The following is a 19,190-nucleotide window of genomic DNA, read 5'->3' as shown; positions in this document are numbered from 1 at the left end:
GACCAGGTAGTTGAGTTCCTTAGAGCAATCGGCCGATAACCAGAGCGTGACTGCCCTGCCTGACGCTTCCTTATCCGTAGTGACGGACTTCTCGGCCGCCGCCGAGGAGTTCCTGCACCGGTATCACGGTGCTCGGCCACGCGCGGGCCAAGTGCAAGCGCGGCTGGCCAAGGTCCGTGCGCAGATCGCGGAAACCGGGACGTACCAGCACACTCGCGGCGAACTCGCCTACGGTGCGCGGCGCGCGCTGCGTGACACCGATGTGTACACACACGGTGTCCCGTGGCGCGGGCTACTTGTCCGTGATCTGCGCGCGGCCGTGACCGCGAGCGAAGTCGCGGGTGGGTGCGTGCAACACCTTCGGCTGGCCTCGGGCAAAGGCCGGGTACGGCCGACGGTGACGATCTTCGCGCCGGACAGTCCACGGCTGATCAATGAGCAGCTGGTGCGGTACGCCGGATACGCGCAGCACGGCCAGGTTGTCGGTGACCGCAGGCATGTCGCGTTCACCGACACAGTCCGCAAGATGGGCTGGCGTCCGCCGACCGCGCGCAGCGCCTTCGACCTGCTGCCCTTGGTCGTGCGGGACGCGGAGCGTGGCGTGCGGCTGTTCGGGCTGCCCAGGGATGTCGTGCGGGAGGTTCCGCTCGAGCACCCGGAGCTCAGCTGGTTCGTCGACCTTGGACTGCGGTGGCACGCGGTCGGTGCCCGCTCGCAGCTGCTGGCCATCGGCGGACTGGAGTATCCCGCTCTGTTCAACGGGATCCACACGTCTTCGGCGATCGGCGCGGAGGCGTTGGGGGATGACCGGGCGTATGGGTTCGGGCGCGTGATCGCCGAACACCTCGGCCTGGACACCACTTCGGAGTCCTCGCTGTGGCGGGAGCGTGCCGCGTTGGAGCTCGACCGGGCGGTGCTGCACTCGTTCGAAGCCGCAGGCGTCAGCATCGCACCTCGCGGCGCGCAGCCGGTGCGCGCCGATCCGGACACGTATGCACCCAGCTTCCTGGGATAACGTCTGGCCTATGCGTCAGCGTTTGCGGGCTCCCATCGTGCTGCCCTGCGATCCGGCCTGTTCAGTCCTGCGTGACGGTGCGGTGGACATCGAGGAGGACGGCCGGATCGGTTACGTCGGGCCGTTCTCGTCGGCTCCGGGCGAGGCCGTGCTCACCGAGCTGACCGGGATTCTGTTGCCGGGCTTGGTGAATACTCATGCACACACGCCGATGACCGTGCTGCGTGGAATGGGTGGCGACCTGCCGTTGCTGCGGTGGCTGCAGGACGTGATCTGGCCCGCGGAGGCCCGGCTGACCGCTTCGGACATGCACGCCGGGATGCTGCTCGGCTCCGTGGAGATGTTGCGGGCCGGCGTGACCACCAGCGTGGAGATGTACTTCAACCTGGAGGAACTGTCCCGCGCGGTGCTGCGGACCGGCGCCCGCGCGGTGCTGACCGGCGGGATCATCGAGGCGCCCGGGTTCACCTGGCGCAAGCTGCTCGACGAAATGAACGCCATGATCGACACCCATGGCCTTCGGTTCGGTCCTGGTGACCGGATCGAGCTCGGGTACGGCCCACATTCGGCCTACACCCTGTCGCCCGAAGTCCTGGTGGAGGTCGCTTCAGCCGCACGCGCTCGCGACGCGTTGATGCACATCCACGTGGCCGAGGCGGCTTTGGAGGACGCAGCCCAGCGCGAGTCCCACGGATCAGTGCCCCGGCTGCTGGAGTCGATCGGCTTCTTCGGCGGCCGGGTGCTCGCTGCGCACAGCATCCACTTGTCCGATGAGGACATCGCGGTGTTCGCCGCCAACGGTGTGGCTGTGGCGCATTGCCCTGGCTCCAACGCGAAACTCGCGTCCGGCATCGCCCGCGTCCGCGACCTGCGCGCGGCCGGCGTTCCGGTCGGGATTGGTACAGACGGACCGGCGAGCAACGACGACCTGGACCTCTGGGAGGACATCCGGCTGGCCGCCATGCTGGCCCGTTTGTCCACTATGGACGCTTCGGTCCTGGTCGCGAGCGATGTCCTGTTGATGGCCACCCGCGGCGGCGCGGACGCCCTCGGCCGTACCGACATCGGCGCGCTGGAAACCGGCCGCTGGGCCGACATCGTGCACATGTCCGTGGACTCGCCGGCCTTCGCAGGCGGCGTCGACGTGCCGGACGTCCAACTGCTGTCGAACCTCGTCTGGGCCGCCGGCGCACGCCAGGTCCAGGACGTCTGGGTGGCCGGCGACCAGGTCGTCAGCCTCGGCGAGACAACCCTCGTGGACCGCGCCGAAGCTCAGGCCGCCGCCGGAGCGGTCACCCGACGCCTCATCGCGGGCGGATGACAACTTCCGTCGGGTGCGCGTCACCAGGCGTGTTGATGGCATTCAGAACGGCGGCGGCGACAGTCTCGGGCTTCAGGTACTTCTCCGGCTCGTAGTCGCCGCCTTCAGCCTGACGCACATCCCGCTGCATCTGCGTGTCGGTCCGGCCCGGAAAAACCGTGGTCACCCGAAGCTCCGGCTCCTCGGCGCGCAACGCGTCCGCAAAGGCCCGCAACGCGAACTTGCTCGCCGCATACGCACCCCAGTTGGCGTGGGCCAGTATCCCCGCACCAGAGTTGATCAGGATGACGTGCCCATTGGCAGCGCGCAGCCTGGGCAGAAGTACCCGGGTCAACTCCGCCACCGCGATCACGTTGAGCTCAAGCGTCTCCCGCCACACATCGACCGAGGTCTGCTCCAACGGCCCGATCCGGCTCACGCCCGCACTGTGCACAAGCACGTCCAGATCGCCGATCTCAGCCGTGGCCCGCTCCAGCGAAGCGAAGTCCCGCAGATCAACTGGCCACGCCCGGCCAGGCAGCCCTTCGGGAATCTTGCGCCCGCCAAGCCAGACATCATGTGTCGCCGCGAGAGCCCTGGCGACCGCCGCGCCAATCCCTCCCGAAGCCCCAGTCACCAGCGCCGTCTTCACCAACCAACCCCCAAAATCGCCCACTTCACAAAAGAACAGCCCCCACCCGAAACCCGGGGGGCGGCCCTGCTCCAGTCTATCGGACGGGGGAGACCGACAGGGGTTTTCGGCGTCGACCGTGGACAGATGCCGGGCTGTGGACAACTCCCTGCTGTGGATCTTGGGGGAGCCGGTTCTGTCGGTGGGTGGCGATAGGCTGGATTCGGGGGCCGGAGGCAGGTTCGGGACCGACAAGCCATCTTGGTGGCGGATCCTTGTCAGAGGCTCCCAGCGGCGCGAGGCGCTGACCTGCAAACCTCAGTGCGAACGGCCCACTCGCAAATCCTGTTGTCCACAACCCTCTCGAACAGGCCGTTCCTCGCCCTATCACCGATAGACTGGACCAGGGACGCCCCCCGGGATGGGCGGGGGCATGTCTATACACAAGGGGTGGGCAAGACGGCTTGAGGTGCGGGCGTGCGGGCTCTTTGGCGAGGGCTGGGTGGGCCTGGGGTTTCGGCGGGTCTGGCAGTTGGGTGGGGGCCGCGTGGGGTCTGGAGGTGTCTGGGGGTGGGTGGCTTCGAGCGCCAGGTGGTGGTGCTGGCGCTCGAAGCCGGGGAAGGCTGGCTCAGTCGCAGATTGGGCCGCGGCGGGGCCAGATTGCCACTACTGAGGGGCGGGGCTGGCTGGTGCCGCCGTCTGGCCAGTGGGAGAGGGGGTTGTCGGCGCTGGCGCCGGTGATTTCGCCTGGGTGCTGCACGGATACCAGGACGAAGTCGTCTTCGATTACCGGGCCGCAGGTTTCGGCGCCCTTGGGCACGGTCAGGAACTGCTTGACGCGGCCCCGGTACTTCCCTTCGGTCGGGACGGCGAAGAGGCCGTCGTTGGACTTCAGGGCGTTGCCGTCGCTGGAGATCCAGAGGTTGCCGCGCTTGTCGAACGCCACGTTGTCCGGGCAGGAGATCGGGCTGACCTGGGTTTTGTCGTAGCCGCCGAAGTAGGTGTCGGGCGAGGCTGGGTCGCCGCAGACCAGGAACAGTTTCCAGGAGAACTTCGTGGCGGTGGGGTCGTTGCCGCGCTCCTCCCACTCGAGGACGTGGCCGTGCTTGTTGCCGATGCGCGGGTTGATCTCGGTGGGGCCTTCCTTGCCGGCCACGACGCCACGGTCGGTGTTGTTGGTCAGCGCGGCGTAGACGCGGCCGGTCTTGGGGTTCGGCTCGATGTCCTCGGGGCGGTCCATCTTGGTGGCGCCCACCTTGTCGGCGGCCTGACGGGTGAAGACGTAGACCTCTTCGGCGGTGAATCCGTCCACAAAGGACTTGTTGCCGCTGACCAGCGGGATCCACTCGCCGGTGCCGTCGAATTCACCGTCGGAGGGCAGCTTGCCGGTGCCGTCGATCTCGCTGGCAGGGCTGTCGCCGGTGAAGCGAGCGACGTAGAGCGTGCCCTCGGAGAGCAGCTTCTTGTTCTCCTCGCGCACGCGCTGGCTGTCGCCGTGCTTGATGCGGTTCTTGGAGACGAACTTGTAGATGTAGTCGAAGCGCTCGTCGTCGCCCATGTAGGCGACCACGCGGCCGTCGCAGGCGACGCGGATGTTGCACGCCTCGTGCTTGAAGCGGCCGAGCGCGGTGTGCTTGACCGGCGTCGAGTTCGGGTCGTTCGGGTCGATCTCGACGATCCAGCCGAAGCGGTTGAACTCGTTGGGCTCCTGGGTGATGTCGAAGCGCTTGTCGAACCGCTCCCACTTGCGGGCGGTCGCCGTGGCGATCTTGCCGTAGCGGGTGACGCGCGGGTCGGTCGGCGTGGTGGGGCTGCAGAAGTAACCGTCGAAGTTCTCCTCGCCGGACAGGATCGTGCCCCACGGGGTCACGCCGCCGGCACAGTTGCCGAAGGTGCCGAAGACCTTGCGGCCGGTCTTGTCGGCCGACGTCTGCAGGTACTTGCTGCCCGCGGCCGGGCCGTCGAACGCGAACTGCGTGGTGACGGTGATCCGGCGGTTGTAGTACCGGTCCAGTTTGGGCACGAGCTTGCCCGACCAGAAGTCCTTCTGCACCACGACGACCGAGAAGCCGTGCGCCGCCCAGCCGATCTTGACCTGCTCCTCGGTCGGGTTGGCGTCGCTGTAGCCCTTGAACATGAAGGTCTCGGACGTGTACTCGTGGTTCGAGCCCATCAGCCAGCGGTTGTGGCCCAGCGGGACCAGGCCGCAGAAGTCGTTGTTGAAGCCGAACTGCTTGGCCTGTGCGGCGGCGGTCTGCTTGTCGAAGTCGAACTTCGGTGCGCCGGGCAGCACCGCGTCGCCCCAGCGGATGACGACCGCCTGGTCGTAGCCCTCTGCGGTGACGATCCGGTCCTCGGTGTTCGGCGCAACCGGGTCGAAGTTCAGCCCGTCCCGCCGGTCTGGCCGGTTGTGGCGCTGCACTTCGGTGTCGGCAGGTGCGGCCGTCGCGGTGCCACTCAACGAGGCGACACCAGCGCCGGCGACGGCGAGCACAGCGCCCGCCTTGAGCATGCCGCGGCGGCGAACGACATCACGGACCACGTCACCGAAGTACTCGTTGTCAGACGTGTTGGGCGCGTCGTGAGAGCAGGCGTTGTTACAGCGGTAGCGGCACGTGACCGCCGACCGCCCGTAGTGGTTGGTCGTGAGCAAAGGCAGCAAGCGGCCAGGCTCGGGGCGTGAGGACACGCGAGGCCTCCCGTAAAAGGTCAGTCCGGAACGGCCGAACCGTAAGCGGGGCAGGGAAGACATAGCCGACATCCAGGTGAACGCCGGGCTAACACCCTCTGCCGTCGCACGGGAGAATCGGCTGGTTACCGCAGGTTATGAACCGATGCGGTCCGGGCCGTGGCGGCCAGGCTTCCATACGGCGACCACAGCCGGTCGCGGTTGGCTTGCGCCGCCGTCCGGCCAATGCGACACAGGGTTGTCCGCGTTGGCACCGTCGACCTCGCCGGGATGCTGCACGCAGACCGTGACCACGCGTTCCTGGACGATCGGTCCGCACGTCTCACCACCGCGCGGGACGGTCAGGAACAACTTGAGGTTGCCGCGTTGCGGACCGTCGACTGGCACGCCGTACAGCCCGTCGTTGATGCCGAGCGCGTTGGCGGAGTCCGTTGCGATCCACAGGTTGCCGTACTGGTCGAACGCCACGTTGTCCGGGCTGGTGATCGGGCTGACCTGGTCCTTCGGGAAACCGGCGAAGTAGGTGTCCGGCGAGTTCGGATCGCCGCACACCATGAACAGCCACCAGTCGAACCGCAGCGACAACGGGTCGTGCTCGGTGAGTTCGAGAACGTGCCCGTGCTTGTTGTTGTTACGCGGGTTGATCTCGGTCGCGCTCTCCTTGCCAGGTGTGACACCGCGCTCGACGTTGTTGGACAACGCCACGTAGACCTTGCCGGTCTTCGGGCTGGCCTGGACGTCCTCTGGCCGGTCCATCTTGGTCGCGCCGACCTTGTCGCCGGCCAGCCGCGTGAAGACGTAGACCTCTTCGGCGGTCATCCCGGGCACGAACGACCGATTGCCGCTGGCGAGCGGAATCCACTCGCCGGAACCGTCGAACCGCTTGTCGGACGGCAGTTTCCCGGTGCCGTCGATCTCACTGGCCGGGCTGTCGCCGGTAAAGCGAGCGACATAGAGCGTGCCCTCGTCGAGCAGCGTCATGTTGTAGCGGCGCGCGGCCTTGCTGTTGCCTGGACGCATCTTGTTCTTGGAGACGAACTTGTAGAGGTACTCGAAACGCTCGTCGTCGCCGGAGTACGCAACCACGCGGCCGTCGCGCGCCACGCGGATGTTCGCGCACTCGTGCTTGAAGCGACCGAGGGCGGTGTGCTTGACCGGCGTCGAGTCGGGGTCGTTCGGGTCGAGTTCGATGACATAGCCGAACCGGTTGACCTCGTTGGGCTCTTGGAGCATGTCGAACCGCTTGTCGAACCGCTCCCACTTGCGGGCGGTGGCCCCGGTCGTGACGCCGTAGCGCACGGCCCGTGACTTCACCGGCTCCGGCGTCTGGCCGGCGTTGGCCCAGTACTGGTTGAAGTTCTCCTCGCCGGACAGGATCGTGCCCCACGGCGTCACGCCGCCCGCGCAGTTGTTCAACGTGCCCAGCGCGACCGTGCCGGTCGGGTCGGCCGAGGTCTTGAGCAGGTCGCTGCCCGCGGCCGGACCGGTGATCCTGAACGGCGTGGTCATCGTGATCCGCCGGTTGTATCGGCCGATCACCGGTCTGAGAGCGCCGGACCGGCGGACGGGCTCGACCTCGACCACGCTCAGGCCGTGCGCGGCCCAGCCGATCTCGGCCTGCTCCCGGGTGGGGTTCGCCGAGCTGTATCCCTTGAACATGAAGTTCTCGCTGGTGTACTCGTGATTGGTCACCAGCAGCTGGTTGTCGCCGGGCAACGGCATCAGCGCGGCGAAGTCGTTGTTGAAACCGAACTGCTTGGCCTGCGCAGCGGCGGTCTGCTTGTCGAAGTCGAACTTCGGCGCGCCAGGCAGCACCGGGTCGCCCCAGCGGATCACGATCGCCTGCTCATAGCCTTTCGGGACGACCACGGCATCCAGAGTGTTCGGCTGGACGCGGTCGAAGTTCAGGCCCGGCGTGTGGCCACCACCACGCTGCTCGTCCGCCGCGGCGCTCCCGCTCAGACTGCCGATCCCGGTGGCGGTGAAGGCCACCGCCGCACCTGCCTGCAGGGCGCGCCGACGGCTGATCACATCGGTGACGATGTCACCCATGTAGTCGTTCCCCGACGGATTCGGCGGCTCGTGCGCACAGGCGTTGCCGCACTTGTACTCGCAGGTCACCTGGGCGCGACCGCCGTCGTGCAGCAGCGGCAACCGGATACGTGGTGGGGTCAAGGCTCCTCCAGTCCGTTCGGGAGGAACTTGACACTAGGTCGGCCGGTGGGAAAACGGAACACCAGCCGTTTACCTGGTGTTCACGGTCCGTTCTGCAGAACCCTGGTGTCGATGTCCCGGACGGTCCACGCCTTCGGCGGCTGCTTCGAGTCCATGTAGCCGACGAACACCGTGAACTCGGCACCGGTGGACTTCTGCTGCGCGACGATCAGCCGCTCGTTGGCATCACGGAGCATGAGAGTGGCGGCCGGCTGCGACATCACGTACAAGTAGGTCGCGCCGGCGTTGCCGCTGCCCGGCGCCTGCCGCACGCCCCAGGAGAAACCGGTCTTCGGCCTGGTGAGCGGCGAGCACTGCGGCTGACCGTACTTCGCCTGCTCGGAACCGTTGATCTCCTGGCCCTCCCTGTTCTGGGCGAAGCACAGCTGGTCAAGCCCTTTGGCCGTGCGGACGGTGTACGCGTACACGGCAACCGGTTCCTTGGCCGGGCTGAGCATGCCGATGACCATCGGGTCGGTCGACAGCTGCTCATCGCCCAGCGAACGGTAGCCGACCTTCTTCCCCTGGTCCGACGACGGACGAGACCGTGGCGACGCATCTGGCGTGTCGGTCACCAGCGGCACGGCGCCCGCATCCACCGGCGCGTTGCGGACGTTGAAGATCACAACCGGGACCGCGACGAGCGCCACCACCGCCGCTGCCACGGCCGCCATAAGCGCTGGTCGAACTCGATTGCGTCGACTTTTCAGGGCAAGCCGACGCTCCTGCTCAGTCCAGGCGTTGTGGCTCGGCGGCACCCCCTCGGCCATCTCGGTGAGTGCCGAGCGCAGCTTGCGCTCCAGCTCGTCCATCACCACTCCTCCAGGTGTTTGCGCAGGTTCGTCATCGCGTGTGACGTCGTTGCCTTGACCGTGCCGACAGCGACACCGAGCGTTTCGGCGATCGCGGCCTGATCCAGGTCCAGCCAGTAGCGCAACACCAGAACTTCCCGTTGCCTGCGGGAGAGCTTGCTCAGCGCCTCCCTGATCCGTTTGTGCTCCTGTCTCGCCATGGCGTGTGTCTCGGCCGACAGCTCATCGAGCATCACATCCGGCGGCGTCTTTCGCACCACCCGCAGATGTCGCAGCCGGGATCGGCTCAGGTTCACGACCATCGCGCGCAGGTACGGCAACGCCTTGCTGTCGTCGTACAACGTGTGCCAGCGGTCATGCAAACGCACAAAGGCTTCCTGCGCGATGTTCTCCGGGTCGTCCGCACCAAGCAGGTACGCGAGCCGCTTCATCGGCTCGAAGGACTCATCGAACAGTGTCGAGAACGCCGCCATCGAGTCCATTCTGGACGGTCTAGCCTCCGGGCGGGTCACCACTGCACTCACACCCCCGTTGACGCACTCCGATGACCCCGGGTTTAGCCGTTCTCCAGGGTTGCCTTCGCCTTGTCCCTGGCAGTGAAGGCGGCGGGCGGTTTGTTCGAGCTCAAATAGACAGTGAACACGGAGAAACCGTCGTCGGCCTGTGAAAGCCGGAGAGACCCCGCATAGGACCCATCAGCCAGTCGCACGAGGACGCTGTCGGTCGGCGGGGATGCCACGTAGAGCATCTGCGCGTTCGACGAGGTGGACGTCACCAGACGGCTGCCCCAGACGTACTTACCGGCCCGCGGCGGACTCAGCTGCGAGCAGTCCGAACCGGCTGTGCCCTTGATCACGGGTGTGTCCTGCCCTCTGACCACCGTGAGGCACAGGAACCTCAGACCGTCCCGTTCCGTGGTGTACGCCAAAGTCCGGACATAGTCGCCGGAAGATCCCTCGCTCGTCAACACGACCGGCGGGGTGAGGACCTTCTCCCCGGCCTGTGGCTCAAAGCTGCCGTCGGGCTGGCGCCCCGACGAGTACGTCGTCGTCTGGGTCGGCGGCGCGGACGGCTCTGGGATGTCGGCGGCCTGGACCGGATCCGACCGCATCTGCAGGATCATCACGGGTACGGCGATCAACGCCACGACCGCGGCCGCGACGGCCGCCATCAGCAAAGGCCTACGGCTCCTGCGAGCCGAGATCCGGCGCTGGTGCTCAGCCCAGGGGTGATGGCTCGGCCGCACCTCATCGGCCATCTCGGTGAGTGCCGAGCGCAGCTTGCGCTCCAGCTCGTCGGTCACCCTTCCTCCAGGTGCTTGCGCAGGTTGTTCATGGCGTGCGACGTGGTGGCCTTGACCGTGCCGACCGCCACGCCGAGGGTCTCGGCGATCGCGGCCTGATCCAGGTCCAGCCAGTAGCGCAACACCAGCACCTCGCGCTGCCGCCGCGACAGCTTGCCCAGCGCCTCCCTGATCCGCTTGTGCTCCTGCCTGGCCATGGCGTGTGTCTCGGCCGACAGCTCATCGAGCATCACATCCGGCGGCGTCTTTCGCACCACCCGCAGATGTCGCAATCGCGAGCGACTCAGGTTCACGACCATCGCGCGCAGGTACGGCAACGCCTTGCTGTCGTCGTACAACGTGTGCCAGCGGTCATGCAAACGCACAAAGGCTTCCTGCGCGATGTTCTCCGGGTCGTCCGCACCAAGCAGGTACGCAAGTCGCTTCATCGGCTCGAAGGACCCGTCGAACAACGCGGAGAACGCCGCCTGCGCGTCCACACCGGACGCCGCCCCGGCTCCCGAACCGGCCACCACCGCTCTCACACTGCGTTGACGCACCTGTCCAGCCAGAGGTTTAGTGCCGTTATGAAGGTGTTCACCACCTGCGACCGGACGTCCACACAGTCCTCAGCCCAGGGCACACAGTAGCCGCTCCAGCGGCTTCCGGACAGCTCACGGCTCCAGGAGAACACCCGGGTCGAAGGAGATCGGGAATGGCAACTCGGTCTCGAACAGCTGCCCAGCGACAGCCTCTGCATGAACCACGTATCCGCCTCGGTCAAGTTCGCACAGCGTCACCTGCACATTGCGCTTGTCGACCTCAACCCGCATGAAGTACGGAATTCCGGCTTCGGCACACATACCCGGCTTGTCGATTCTGTCCCGGCGGCGGCTGGAGGCCGAGACGAACTCGATCGGGATCAGCACCTTCTCGGCGGGTATCCAGGTCAAGCCGTCGACTGGCTGCTTGAGCACGACCAGGTCAGGCTCGATCCAGCTGTTGGAGTGAAACTCCACGTTGAGCGCCAAGTATGCGAGATGACCGGCGGCACGGGCTGGGCCACGCAGGATATGCCCTAGTTCCAAGGCCGCGTAACTGTTCCGGCTGCCTTCCCGAGGACTCATGATCAGGTAACCGTCCTGGCACTCGTACTTGCCGACCATGCGCGCGAACGGAATCGGCAAGTAGTGCTCGGCCAGCTCCGTCGTCCACATGCCGTAGAACTCGACAAGCGGATCAAACTCAGGTGCCACCGTCTCTGCTGCCACGTTCCACCTCCCCGCTCGGCTTGAGTCACCAGGATCTCGCATGAGGGCCAGCGTAACTGGCCCGTCACGCGATCGTAGGCGTGTTGGCGCTTGTTAGCGCTCGACGTCGCCGCGGATGAAGGCTTCGACGGCGTCGTAGGCCTCGGAGTCGGAGTACTGCTCCGGCGGGGACTTCATGAAGTAGGACGAGGCCGAGAGGATCGGGCCGCCGATACCGCGGTCGAGGGCGATCTTGGCGGCGCGGACGGCGTCGATGATGACGCCTGCGGAATTGGGGGAGTCCCAGACCTCGAGCTTGTACTCCAGGTTCAGGGGGGTGTCGCCGAAGGAGCGGCCTTCCAGGCGGACGTAGGCCCACTTGCGGTCGTCCAGCCACGGGACGTGGTCCGACGGGCCGATGTGCACGTCGGCCTTCTCCATCTCGTGCGGGATCTGCGAGGTCACCGACTGGGTCTTGGAGATCTTCTTGGACTGCAGGCGCTTGCGCTCCAGCATGTTCATGAAGTCCATGTTGCCGCCGAAGTTCAGCTGGTAGGTGCGCAGCAGCTCGACGCCGCGGTCCTCGAACAGCTTGGCCATCACGCGGTGGGTGATGGTGGCGCCGACCTGGGACTTGATGTCGTCGCCGACGATCGGGACGCCGGCCGCGCGGAACTTCTCGGCCCATACCGGGTCGGAGGCGATGAACACCGGCAGTGCGTTGACGAAGGCCACGCCCGCGTCGATGGCGCACTGTGCGTAGAACCGGTCCGCGTCCTCGGAGCCGACCGGCAGGTAGGACACGAGCACGTCGGCGCCCGACTCCTTGAGCACCTGCACGACGTCGACCGGGTCCTCGTCGGCCTCGGTGATGATCTCGCGGTAGTAGTCGCCCAGGCCGTCGAGGGTGTGGCCGCGCTGCACGGTCACTCCAAGCGGCGGCACGTCGCAGATCTTGATCGTGTTGTTCTCGCTGGCCACGATGGCTTCGGACAGGTCACGGCCGACCTTCTTGGCGTCCACGTCGAACGCGGCGACGAACTGCACGTCGCGGACGTGGTACTCGCCGAACCGAACGTGCATCAGGCCGGGCACGCGGGTGGCCGGATCGGCGTCGCGATAGTAGTGGACGCCCTGCACCAGCGAAGCCGCGCAGTTGCCGACGCCGACGATGGCCACTTTCACGCTTTGGCCCATGCCGGTTCTCCTTATCCTTTTCCGCTGACGGCGCCTTCAGCAGCCGTCACTTGGTGTTTGGCGAACAGCAGTCAGCGAGCCCCGCCGTCCTGCTCTCGCTGCTCTTCGGCGATCAGCTCGTTGAGCCAGCGGACTTCGCGTTCACTGCTCTCCAGGCCCATCCGGTGCAACTCCCGCGTGTACCGGTCGATCTGCTCGCCCGCGCGGGCCAGTGCGGAGCGCTGCCCTTCCCTGCGCTCCTCCACCCGCCGCCTGCGGCCTTCCAGGATTCGCATCCTGACCTCGGCCGGTGTCCGGGAGAAGAACGCCATATGGACGCCGAACCCCTCGTCGTCCCAAGTCTGTGGACCGGCGTCGGCCAGCAGGTCGGCGAACCGTTCCTTGCCTTCGGCGGTCAGTTTGTAGACACGTTTGGCCCGACGGCCCCACGTGCGGTTCTCGTCGGGCTCCTCCTCGACGATCAGCCCGGCGCGCAGCAGACGGCGCAGCGTCGGGTACAGGGAGCCGTACGAGAAGGTGCGCAGCGTGCCGAGCAGGTCGTAGAGGCGTTTACGCAGCTCGTAGCCATGCATGGAGGCCTCGTGCAGCAGACCGAGGATGGCGAACTCGAGCACCGAGACCTCCTCACGTGTGCACTGACCTATCGACAACTATATCGTGCCGATACATCGCGCGCCGGTTCAAGAAAATGCGCCTGTGGTAATCGACACCCCTGCCTTGATCCGCTGGTAGCCGCCCACTTGGCAACGCACTGCCCTGAACGGCCCAACGACCCTCAGCGGAGGGCACGTACGCTGTGGCTTGTGCGGACCCAACGTCAGGTCGTGGACTACGCGTTACAGCGCAGGGCGCTGCTCGCCGAGGTCTATTCCGGCCGGGTCGGCACCATGGACGTCTGCGACGCCAGCCCATACCTGCTGCGAGCAGCGAAGTTCCATGGTCAGCCCACCGAGGTGACCTGCCCGGTCTGCCGCAAGGAACCACTCACACTGGTGTCCTGGATCTACGGTGACGAGCTCAAGCACGCGTCCGGATCCGCACGTGCTCCGGAGGAACTTGCCAGATTGGCGAACCTCTATGAGGAGTTCACCGTGTATGCGGTAGAAGTTTGCCGCACATGTTCATGGAACCACCTAGTGCAGTCATACGTCTTGGGAACGCGTGGACTGCGTTCCGGCAAGCCACGCAGGAGAACAGTGGCGGAGTGAGGCGGTTGCAAACGCACTTGTCTCGTCACAAGCTGCTCCGCATGCTCGCGGACGTCTGGAAGGCCCATTCGTGAACGACCACAGAGACCCGCAATGGCCGACGGGTGACGACCCGGACGCCGGCAGGCGCGGGCGTCGCCAGGAACAATCGGGGGAAAGCACCGGCTTCTGGAAGCCGTCGTTCGATGACGACGCTCCGGCGCAGCCCCAGTGGCCGACCGAGGCGCCGCCTGAGCGCCCCACCACGCAGCACCCGCGCCCGCCGATGGGCCGCAATGGCGGGCCCCCGCCGGGCGGACCGGCGCGGCCGCCGGGACGCCCACCAGGCCCGGGTGGCCCGGGTGGCCCGGGTGGGCCCCGCCAGATGCCGCCGGGTGCTCGTCCGCCAGGCCCAGGCCAGGCCGGGCAGCAGACTGTGGTGGTCCGTCAGGGCACCGGCAATCCTGCCGAGCAGGCGACGGACATGATCACGCCGTTGCACGGCCGTGGCCGTACATCGCCCGAGCCTGAGCTGCTGACGCACCGTGAGTTCGAGGACGAGGGCTACGGCTACGACGACCCGGACAGCCAGTACGACGAGCCACTGGAGTCAGAGGAGGACGCACGCCGCAGGCGCCGCAAGAAGATCTGGCGACGCGTCCGGCGGACCAGCTACGTCTTCATGGCGCTGATGATGATCGCGCCGCTGGTCGCGTTCTTCGTGGCGTACCAGATCGTCGACGTGCCGGACCCGAAGACGATCGCCGCCCAGCTCGACAAGACGGTCACCGTCAAGTGGGGAGACGGCAGCAACTTCACCACGATCGCGCCTGAGGGCCGGCGGACCCTGGTCACCAAGGAGCAGATCCCCGACACGGTCAAGCACGCGGTTTTCGCTGCCGAGGACAACACCTTCGAGACCAACAACGGCTTCGACGTCAGCGGCATCATGCGCGCCGTCTGGAACAACGTCACCGGTGGTGGCGGCGGTGGTTCGACCATCACCCAGCAGTACGTCAAGAAGGCCACCCGCGACGAGCAGAAGACGCTCACCCGTAAGTTCATGGAACTCGCCACGGCCTACAAGATGTCCAACACGATGAACAAAGACGACATCATCACGGCCTACCTGAACACCATCTACTTCGGCAAACGCGCGTACGGCATCGCCGCGGCCGCGAAGGTGTACTACAACAGGGACAAGCTCGAGGACCTCACGCCGGAAGAAGCGGCCACCCTCGCAGGCGTCATCCAGCAGCCCGGCCGCGCGGGCGGCGACCCGGACTGGGTTCAGGAACGCTGGAACTACGTGATGAACAAGATGGTCGAGCAGAAGTGGTACCCGGCCGACAAGCGGAAAGCGGCGCAGTTCCCGCAGATGGCCAACGTGGCCCAGACCAACAACCAGATGACGCCGGACATGCAGCTGATCTGGGAGCAGGCCAAGCGCGAGCTGGACGCCCAGGGCATCTCCGAGGAGAAGCTCGGCAAGAACGGCTACAACGTCGAGCTCACGATCGATCCGGCCGCGCAGAAGCTGGCCAAGGACGCGATCGACACGGTGATGGCAGGCCAACCGCAGAACCTGCGTCAGGCGCTGGTCGCGGTGGACCCCGCCACCGGCCGCGTGCTCGCGTACTACGGGTACAACGCGGCCAAGAACGGCTTCGACTACGCCCGTGCCTGGCAGAACCCCGGATCGTCGTTCAAGCCGTTCGACCTCGTGGCGTTGCTGCACAAGGGCAAGGGCCTCGGCGAGGTCTACGACGGCACGACACCCCGGATGTTCGGCCCGAACTGTGAGAAGAACCCGAAGAACTGCTCGGTGATCAACAACTCGGAGAACAGCGACAAGTGCGGCAAGCAATGCACTGTTGCCAAGGCCATGGAGCTGTCGATCAACACCGTGTTCGCCGACATCGCCTACAACGAGGTCGGTACCAAGAAGGTGGCTGAGGCCGCGATCGAAGCGGGCATCCCGAAGAACGTGGGTGCCAAGGGCATCCCGATCGAAGGCACCACCGCGCAACCGGACCTCAACATCGCCATCGGCGGTGGTGACTACCAGGCGCGGCCGATCAACATGGCAGGTGCGTACGCGACCTTCGCGGCCAACGGCACCAAGCGGACGCCGCACCTCGTCGCGAAGGTCACCGACCCGAACGACAACAACAAGATCGTGCTCGACTCTGACGGCGCCAACTCCGGTGGCGAGGCCGCGTTCAGCAAGAACGACCCGGAGGAGAACTCCAAGATCGCGCGCAACGTCACCGAGTCGCTGATCCCGGTGGTCGCGAACAACGAGAAACTCAAGTGCGCCGACGGTCGTATCTGCGCCGGTAAGACCGGTACGCACGGCTGCGCCGAAGTCGCCGGCAAGACCAAGAAGTCCGACAACTGCGCGGCCTGGATGGTCGGCTACACGCCGCAGATCTCCGCGGCGGTCTGGGTCGGCACGGACGACAACACGCCGGTGCGCAACAAGCAGGGCAAAGCGGTGTTCGGTAGCGGGCTCTCCGGAGAGATCTGGAAGAAGTTCATGGACACGTACCTGAAGGGCAAGGAGAAGGAGAAGTTCTCCGAGTACGTGGCGATCGGCAAGTCCGCGCAGGACGCCGTGATCACCAACACCAACCCGCAGACCAACAGGCAGACCGACCCGAACACCAACAGGGCCACGACGCAGAACAGCGAGAACAAGCCGCCTGACGACACGGACGACAAGCCCACGACGCCGCCCAAGACAACAAACACCCGGCCCACCTTCACCATCCCTGGTGGAGGCGCCGGTGGTGGTGGTGGAGGAGGAGGAGGTAACGGCGGTACCAACGGAGACGAGTTCTCCTCCGGTGGTGGCTGAGCCCACCCACTAGCATCTGCGCGTGCAGCCCGACGAAATTGGTGACACCGACTCGCTCGACACAACCGAGCGAGTCGCTCCCACCTTGACGGGACCGCTTGCCGCGAGTGCCACCAGCCCGATCGGTGGTCCTCTCGGCAAGCACGCGCAGATCGGCCGCCAGTGGTTCTGGACGCCGCTGCGCATCGCGTTGCTGGTGGCCGTGGCCGCGCTGACGCTGAGCTGGTTCGGCAAGGCGGGCTGCATCCAGCAGTACACCAACGACCAGGGCCAGCAGGAGCTCGACTGGCGCACAGCCCGGCCGTACATCGCGATGTGCTACTCCGACATCGTGCCGCTCTACACCGCGGAGCGGCTCGACCGGCCCGACACGTTCCCGTACCGGACGAGCTGGGTCGACGATCAGGGCAAGCCGAACCAGCAGACCCGCTACATGGAGTATCCGGTGGTCACCGGGATGTTCCAGTGGGTGAACGCGAAGCTCACCGCGGGCTGGCTCGATGCGGGCCTGCTGTCGGCCATCCCGGTCGCCGTGTACTTCAACATCACCGCGTTCTGGCTGGCTTTGGCGTGGCTGGTGACGGTGTGGGCGGTGGCCCGCACCGCACGCCGAAGGCCATGGGACGCGATTCTCGTCGCCGCGTCACCGCTTGTTCTGGTGCATGCGTTCACCAACTTCGATGCGCTGGCGACGGCGGCCGCCGCGGCCGGTGTTCTCGCCTGGGCGCGTAAACGTCCTGTGCTCGCCGGTGTGCTGATCGGGTTCGGCGGCGCGGCGAAATTCTATCCACTGCTCCTGCTCGGCGTGCTGTTCGTGTTGTGCCTGAGAACCGGGAAGCTCCGGGAATGGAAACGGACCACGGTCGCCGCGCTGGCGACGTGGCTCGCGATCAACGTGCCGATCGCGTTCACGTATCCCGACGGCTGGTGGGAGTTCTTCCGGCGCAACACCGCCCGGGCCGCGGACACCGACTCGATCTACAACGTGATCTCGGAGTTCAGCGGCTGGCCCGGGTTCGACGGCACGCTGGGGGCGTGGCAGACGCCGGCCGTGCTCAACACTGTGACAGCCGTGCTGTTCCTGATCGTGTGCGCGGCCGTCGGCTGGGTCGCGTTGACCGCACCGACACGGCCACGTGTCGCGCAACTCGGCTTCCTGCTGGTCGCGGCGTTCCTGCTGATCAACAAGGTGTGGAGCCCGCAGTACTCGCTGTGGCTCGTTCCGCTCGCCGTTCTCGCGGTGCCCAGGTGGAAGATCCTGCTCACGTGGATGGCCGTCGACGCGCTGGTCTGGGTGCCGCGGATGATGTACTACCTCGGCCTGGACCACAAAGGCCTGACGATCGAGTGGTTCCTCGGCATGGTCGTGATCCGCGACGTCGTGGTGATCGCGTTGTGCGCACTCGTGGTCTACGAGATCTACCACCCGGAGCGCGACCTGGTCCGCAAGTTCGGTGACGACGACCCCGCCGGCGGTGTGCTCGACGGGGCCGACGACAAGTTCCTCATCAGAGCAAAGCGAGCGGCACCGCCTCGCCCATAGCGCGCAGACCCGCGTCACCCGGGTGCAGGTGGTCGCCGGTGTCGTACTCGGGCTTGATCCGCTGTGGGTCCTGCGGGTCACGGACGACGGCGTCGAAATCGATCACGCCGTCGAACGCGCCGCCGGTACGGACGAAGGTGTTGACGGCCTGACGGGTGACTTCGAGTTCCTCGGTCCAGGACCGCCAGCCCTTGAACGGGGTGATCGTGGCGCCGAGCACGCGGATGCCACGGGCTCTGGCCTGCGCGGCGATCTGCCGGTACGCCGAGATGATCTGCTGCGGATCGGTCTGGTGCGGGGTCTGCTGGATGTCGTTGACGCCCTCGAACACGATCAGGGTGCGCACCCCGCCGAGGCTGAGCACGTCCTCGTCCAGCCTGGCCAGCGCGTTCCGGCCGAAGTCCGTGCCGTCCAGCAGCAGCCGGTTGCCGCTGATCCCGGCGTTGAGCACGCCCAGCCGGCGCTGGCTGGTCTTGAGCCGGTCGGCGAGCACGTCCGGCCAGCGGCGGTTGGTGCCCGCGGTGGACCCGACGCCGTCGGTGATCGAGTCACCGAGTGTGACCACCGCGCCGGTCGCGGGCGTGCCCTGCACGTCGACACCGCTGACGTAATGCCAGACCGAGGTGCGTTCGTTGAACGAGGCACCGGATTCCTCAGCCGCGAAATCGCCGGCACGCGTGAAGAACGATGTCTGCAACGCCGCCGGATGGTAGGTGACCGGCCCTGAGGGAGTCGGAACATAGGTCGTGACAAGCAAATCGCCGTCCTCGGGCACCCGCAACGGCGACGCGTCGCTGAGTACTTCGGCGCCTGGCGGCACTGTGATCGTTTGCGATCTGCTGAATGTCAGGGTGCGCATGCTGCCCGCGAGAGCACGCGGACTGTTCGGCTCGGCGGCAACAGCAACCGTGACACGCCCGAACTGTAAGGGTTTCGTACCGAACGCATTGGACAGTCGCACCCGGACACTCGCGCCGCCGATGCTGGTGTGCACCACATTGCGGATCGAGTAGTTCGGGTACCCGTTCTCCGTGCCGGCCACGCCGGTCGCGGGCGAGGTCGCCCACGTCCCCACCCAGCCGCCGGGCGTCTGCGCCGAACTGGACGTCGTCACCAGGCCGATCGCGAGCGTGGTCGCCATCCCGAGTGCCAGCAGTCGTTTCATGACATTCAAAACTGCTGTCCTTGGCGATCACCGAACGACCGCCGA

Annotated in this window: 16 protein-coding genes; 5 read left to right on the top strand and 11 right to left on the bottom strand. The window is 66.4% G+C overall.

All coding sequences use genetic code 11. The features are described from left to right. The first annotated feature begins 46 nt into the window (after positions 1-46). Complete coding sequence (locus JOF56_RS11405) at positions 47-1,015, top strand: nitric oxide synthase oxygenase (protein WP_307855046.1); 969 nt, start codon at positions 47-49, stop codon at positions 1,013-1,015. Between the two features lie 10 nt (positions 1,016-1,025). After that, complete coding sequence (locus tag JOF56_RS11400; protein WP_209637063.1) at positions 1,026-2,336, top strand: amidohydrolase family protein; 1,311 nt, start codon at positions 1,026-1,028, stop codon at positions 2,334-2,336. Here JOF56_RS11400 and JOF56_RS11395 read toward each other — a convergent pair. The 10 genes from JOF56_RS11395 to JOF56_RS11350 all read right to left on the bottom strand — a co-directional run bounded on the left by JOF56_RS11395 (position 2,320) and on the right by JOF56_RS11350 (position 13,004). Next, positions 2,320-2,967, bottom strand: coding sequence for an SDR family oxidoreductase (locus JOF56_RS11395; RefSeq protein WP_209637061.1), 648 nt, complete (start codon positions 2,965-2,967; stop codon positions 2,320-2,322). The two genes, JOF56_RS11400 and JOF56_RS11395, sit on opposite strands and share 17 nt — an antisense overlap. Before the next feature lie 607 nt (positions 2,968-3,574). Continuing rightward, the gene (locus JOF56_RS11390) at positions 3,575-5,635 is read right to left on the bottom strand and encodes a PhoX family protein (protein WP_307855045.1); all 2,061 of its coding nucleotides are present in this window, start codon (positions 5,633-5,635) and stop codon (positions 3,575-3,577) included. Positions 5,636-5,770: 135 nt separating this feature from the next. Next, positions 5,771-7,810: a PhoX family protein gene (locus JOF56_RS11385; RefSeq protein WP_245378237.1), complete on the bottom strand. Its 2,040-nt coding sequence runs from the start codon at positions 7,808-7,810 to the stop codon at positions 5,771-5,773. 80 nt (positions 7,811-7,890) lie between these two features. Next, the gene (locus JOF56_RS11380; RefSeq protein ID WP_209637057.1) at positions 7,891-8,661 is read right to left on the bottom strand and encodes a hypothetical protein; all 771 of its coding nucleotides are present in this window, start codon (positions 8,659-8,661) and stop codon (positions 7,891-7,893) included. Beyond that, on the bottom strand, positions 8,661-9,134 hold the full coding sequence (locus JOF56_RS11375; RefSeq protein ID WP_245378236.1) for an RNA polymerase sigma factor: 474 nt from the start codon (positions 9,132-9,134) through the stop codon (positions 8,661-8,663). Before JOF56_RS11375 ends, JOF56_RS11380 begins: the two co-directional genes overlap by 1 nt. Before the next feature lie 83 nt (positions 9,135-9,217). Beyond that, positions 9,218-9,964 (bottom strand): hypothetical protein, encoded by a 747-nt coding sequence (locus tag JOF56_RS11370; protein WP_209637054.1) that lies wholly within the window; start codon positions 9,962-9,964, stop codon positions 9,218-9,220. Continuing rightward, on the bottom strand, positions 9,961-10,488 hold the full coding sequence (locus tag JOF56_RS11365; RefSeq protein ID WP_307855044.1) for a sigma-70 family RNA polymerase sigma factor: 528 nt from the start codon (positions 10,486-10,488) through the stop codon (positions 9,961-9,963). The genes JOF56_RS11370 and JOF56_RS11365 overlap by 4 nt, the downstream gene beginning before the upstream one ends. A 129-nt stretch (positions 10,489-10,617) precedes the next feature. Beyond that, complete coding sequence (locus JOF56_RS11360) at positions 10,618-11,214, bottom strand: Uma2 family endonuclease (RefSeq protein ID WP_307855043.1); 597 nt, start codon at positions 11,212-11,214, stop codon at positions 10,618-10,620. Between the two features lie 93 nt (positions 11,215-11,307). After that, entirely contained in the window at positions 11,308-12,390 is a 1,083-nt protein-coding gene (locus tag JOF56_RS11355) for an inositol-3-phosphate synthase (protein WP_209637050.1), read from the bottom strand. Positions 12,391-12,461: 71 nt separating this feature from the next. Next, positions 12,462-13,004, bottom strand: a complete 543-nt coding sequence (locus JOF56_RS11350) for a PadR family transcriptional regulator (protein ID WP_209637048.1) — start codon at positions 13,002-13,004, stop codon at positions 12,462-12,464. 189 nt (positions 13,005-13,193) lie between these two features. Here JOF56_RS11350 and JOF56_RS11345 point away from each other — a divergent pair, with 189 nt between their 5' ends. The 3 genes from JOF56_RS11345 (at position 13,194) to JOF56_RS11335 (ending at position 17,980) form a co-directional block, all read left to right on the top strand. Then, positions 13,194-13,598, top strand: coding sequence for a DUF5318 domain-containing protein (locus JOF56_RS11345; protein ID WP_209637046.1), 405 nt, complete (start codon positions 13,194-13,196; stop codon positions 13,596-13,598). 70 nt (positions 13,599-13,668) lie between these two features. After that, positions 13,669-16,437 (top strand): transglycosylase domain-containing protein, encoded by a 2,769-nt coding sequence (locus JOF56_RS11340; protein WP_209637044.1) that lies wholly within the window; start codon positions 13,669-13,671, stop codon positions 16,435-16,437. A 22-nt stretch (positions 16,438-16,459) separates the two neighbouring features. Next, the gene (locus JOF56_RS11335) at positions 16,460-17,980 is read left to right on the top strand and encodes a glycosyltransferase family 87 protein (protein WP_307855042.1); all 1,521 of its coding nucleotides are present in this window, start codon (positions 16,460-16,462) and stop codon (positions 17,978-17,980) included. On the opposite strand, the gene JOF56_RS11330 is transcribed toward JOF56_RS11335, so the two are convergent. Beyond that, the gene (locus JOF56_RS11330) at positions 17,946-19,145 is read right to left on the bottom strand and encodes an SGNH/GDSL hydrolase family protein (protein WP_209637042.1); all 1,200 of its coding nucleotides are present in this window, start codon (positions 19,143-19,145) and stop codon (positions 17,946-17,948) included. The genes JOF56_RS11335 and JOF56_RS11330 overlap by 35 nt on opposite strands. Positions 19,146-19,190: the final 45 nt, after the last annotated feature.

Origin of the sequence: Kibdelosporangium banguiense (assembly GCF_017876405.1) — a bacterium.
In the GTDB taxonomy this organism is placed as follows: Bacteria; Actinomycetota; Actinomycetes; order Mycobacteriales; family Pseudonocardiaceae; genus Kibdelosporangium; species Kibdelosporangium banguiense.
The sequence above is the reverse complement of the archived record's forward strand: the minus strand, read 5'-3'. Positions and strand labels throughout refer to the sequence as shown.

What these genes read in the sequence shown, in the direction of transcription:
- JOF56_RS11400 (WP_209637063.1), top strand. Translation starts at nt 1,026, where the DNA reads ATGCGTCAGCGTTTGCGGGCTCCCATCGTGCTGCCCTGCGATCCGGCC.
- JOF56_RS11380 (WP_209637057.1), bottom strand. Translation starts at nt 8,661, where the DNA reads ATGGACGAGCTGGAGCGCAAGCTGCGCTCGGCACTCACCGAGATGGCC.
- JOF56_RS11375 (WP_245378236.1), bottom strand. Translation starts at nt 9,134, where the DNA reads ATGGCGGCGTTCTCGACACTGTTCGATGAGTCCTTCGAGCCGATGAAG.
- JOF56_RS11355 (WP_209637050.1), bottom strand. Translation starts at nt 12,390, where the DNA reads ATGGGCCAAAGCGTGAAAGTGGCCATCGTCGGCGTCGGCAACTGCGCG.
- JOF56_RS11330 (WP_209637042.1), bottom strand. Translation starts at nt 19,145, where the DNA reads ATGAAACGACTGCTGGCACTCGGGATGGCGACCACGCTCGCGATCGGC.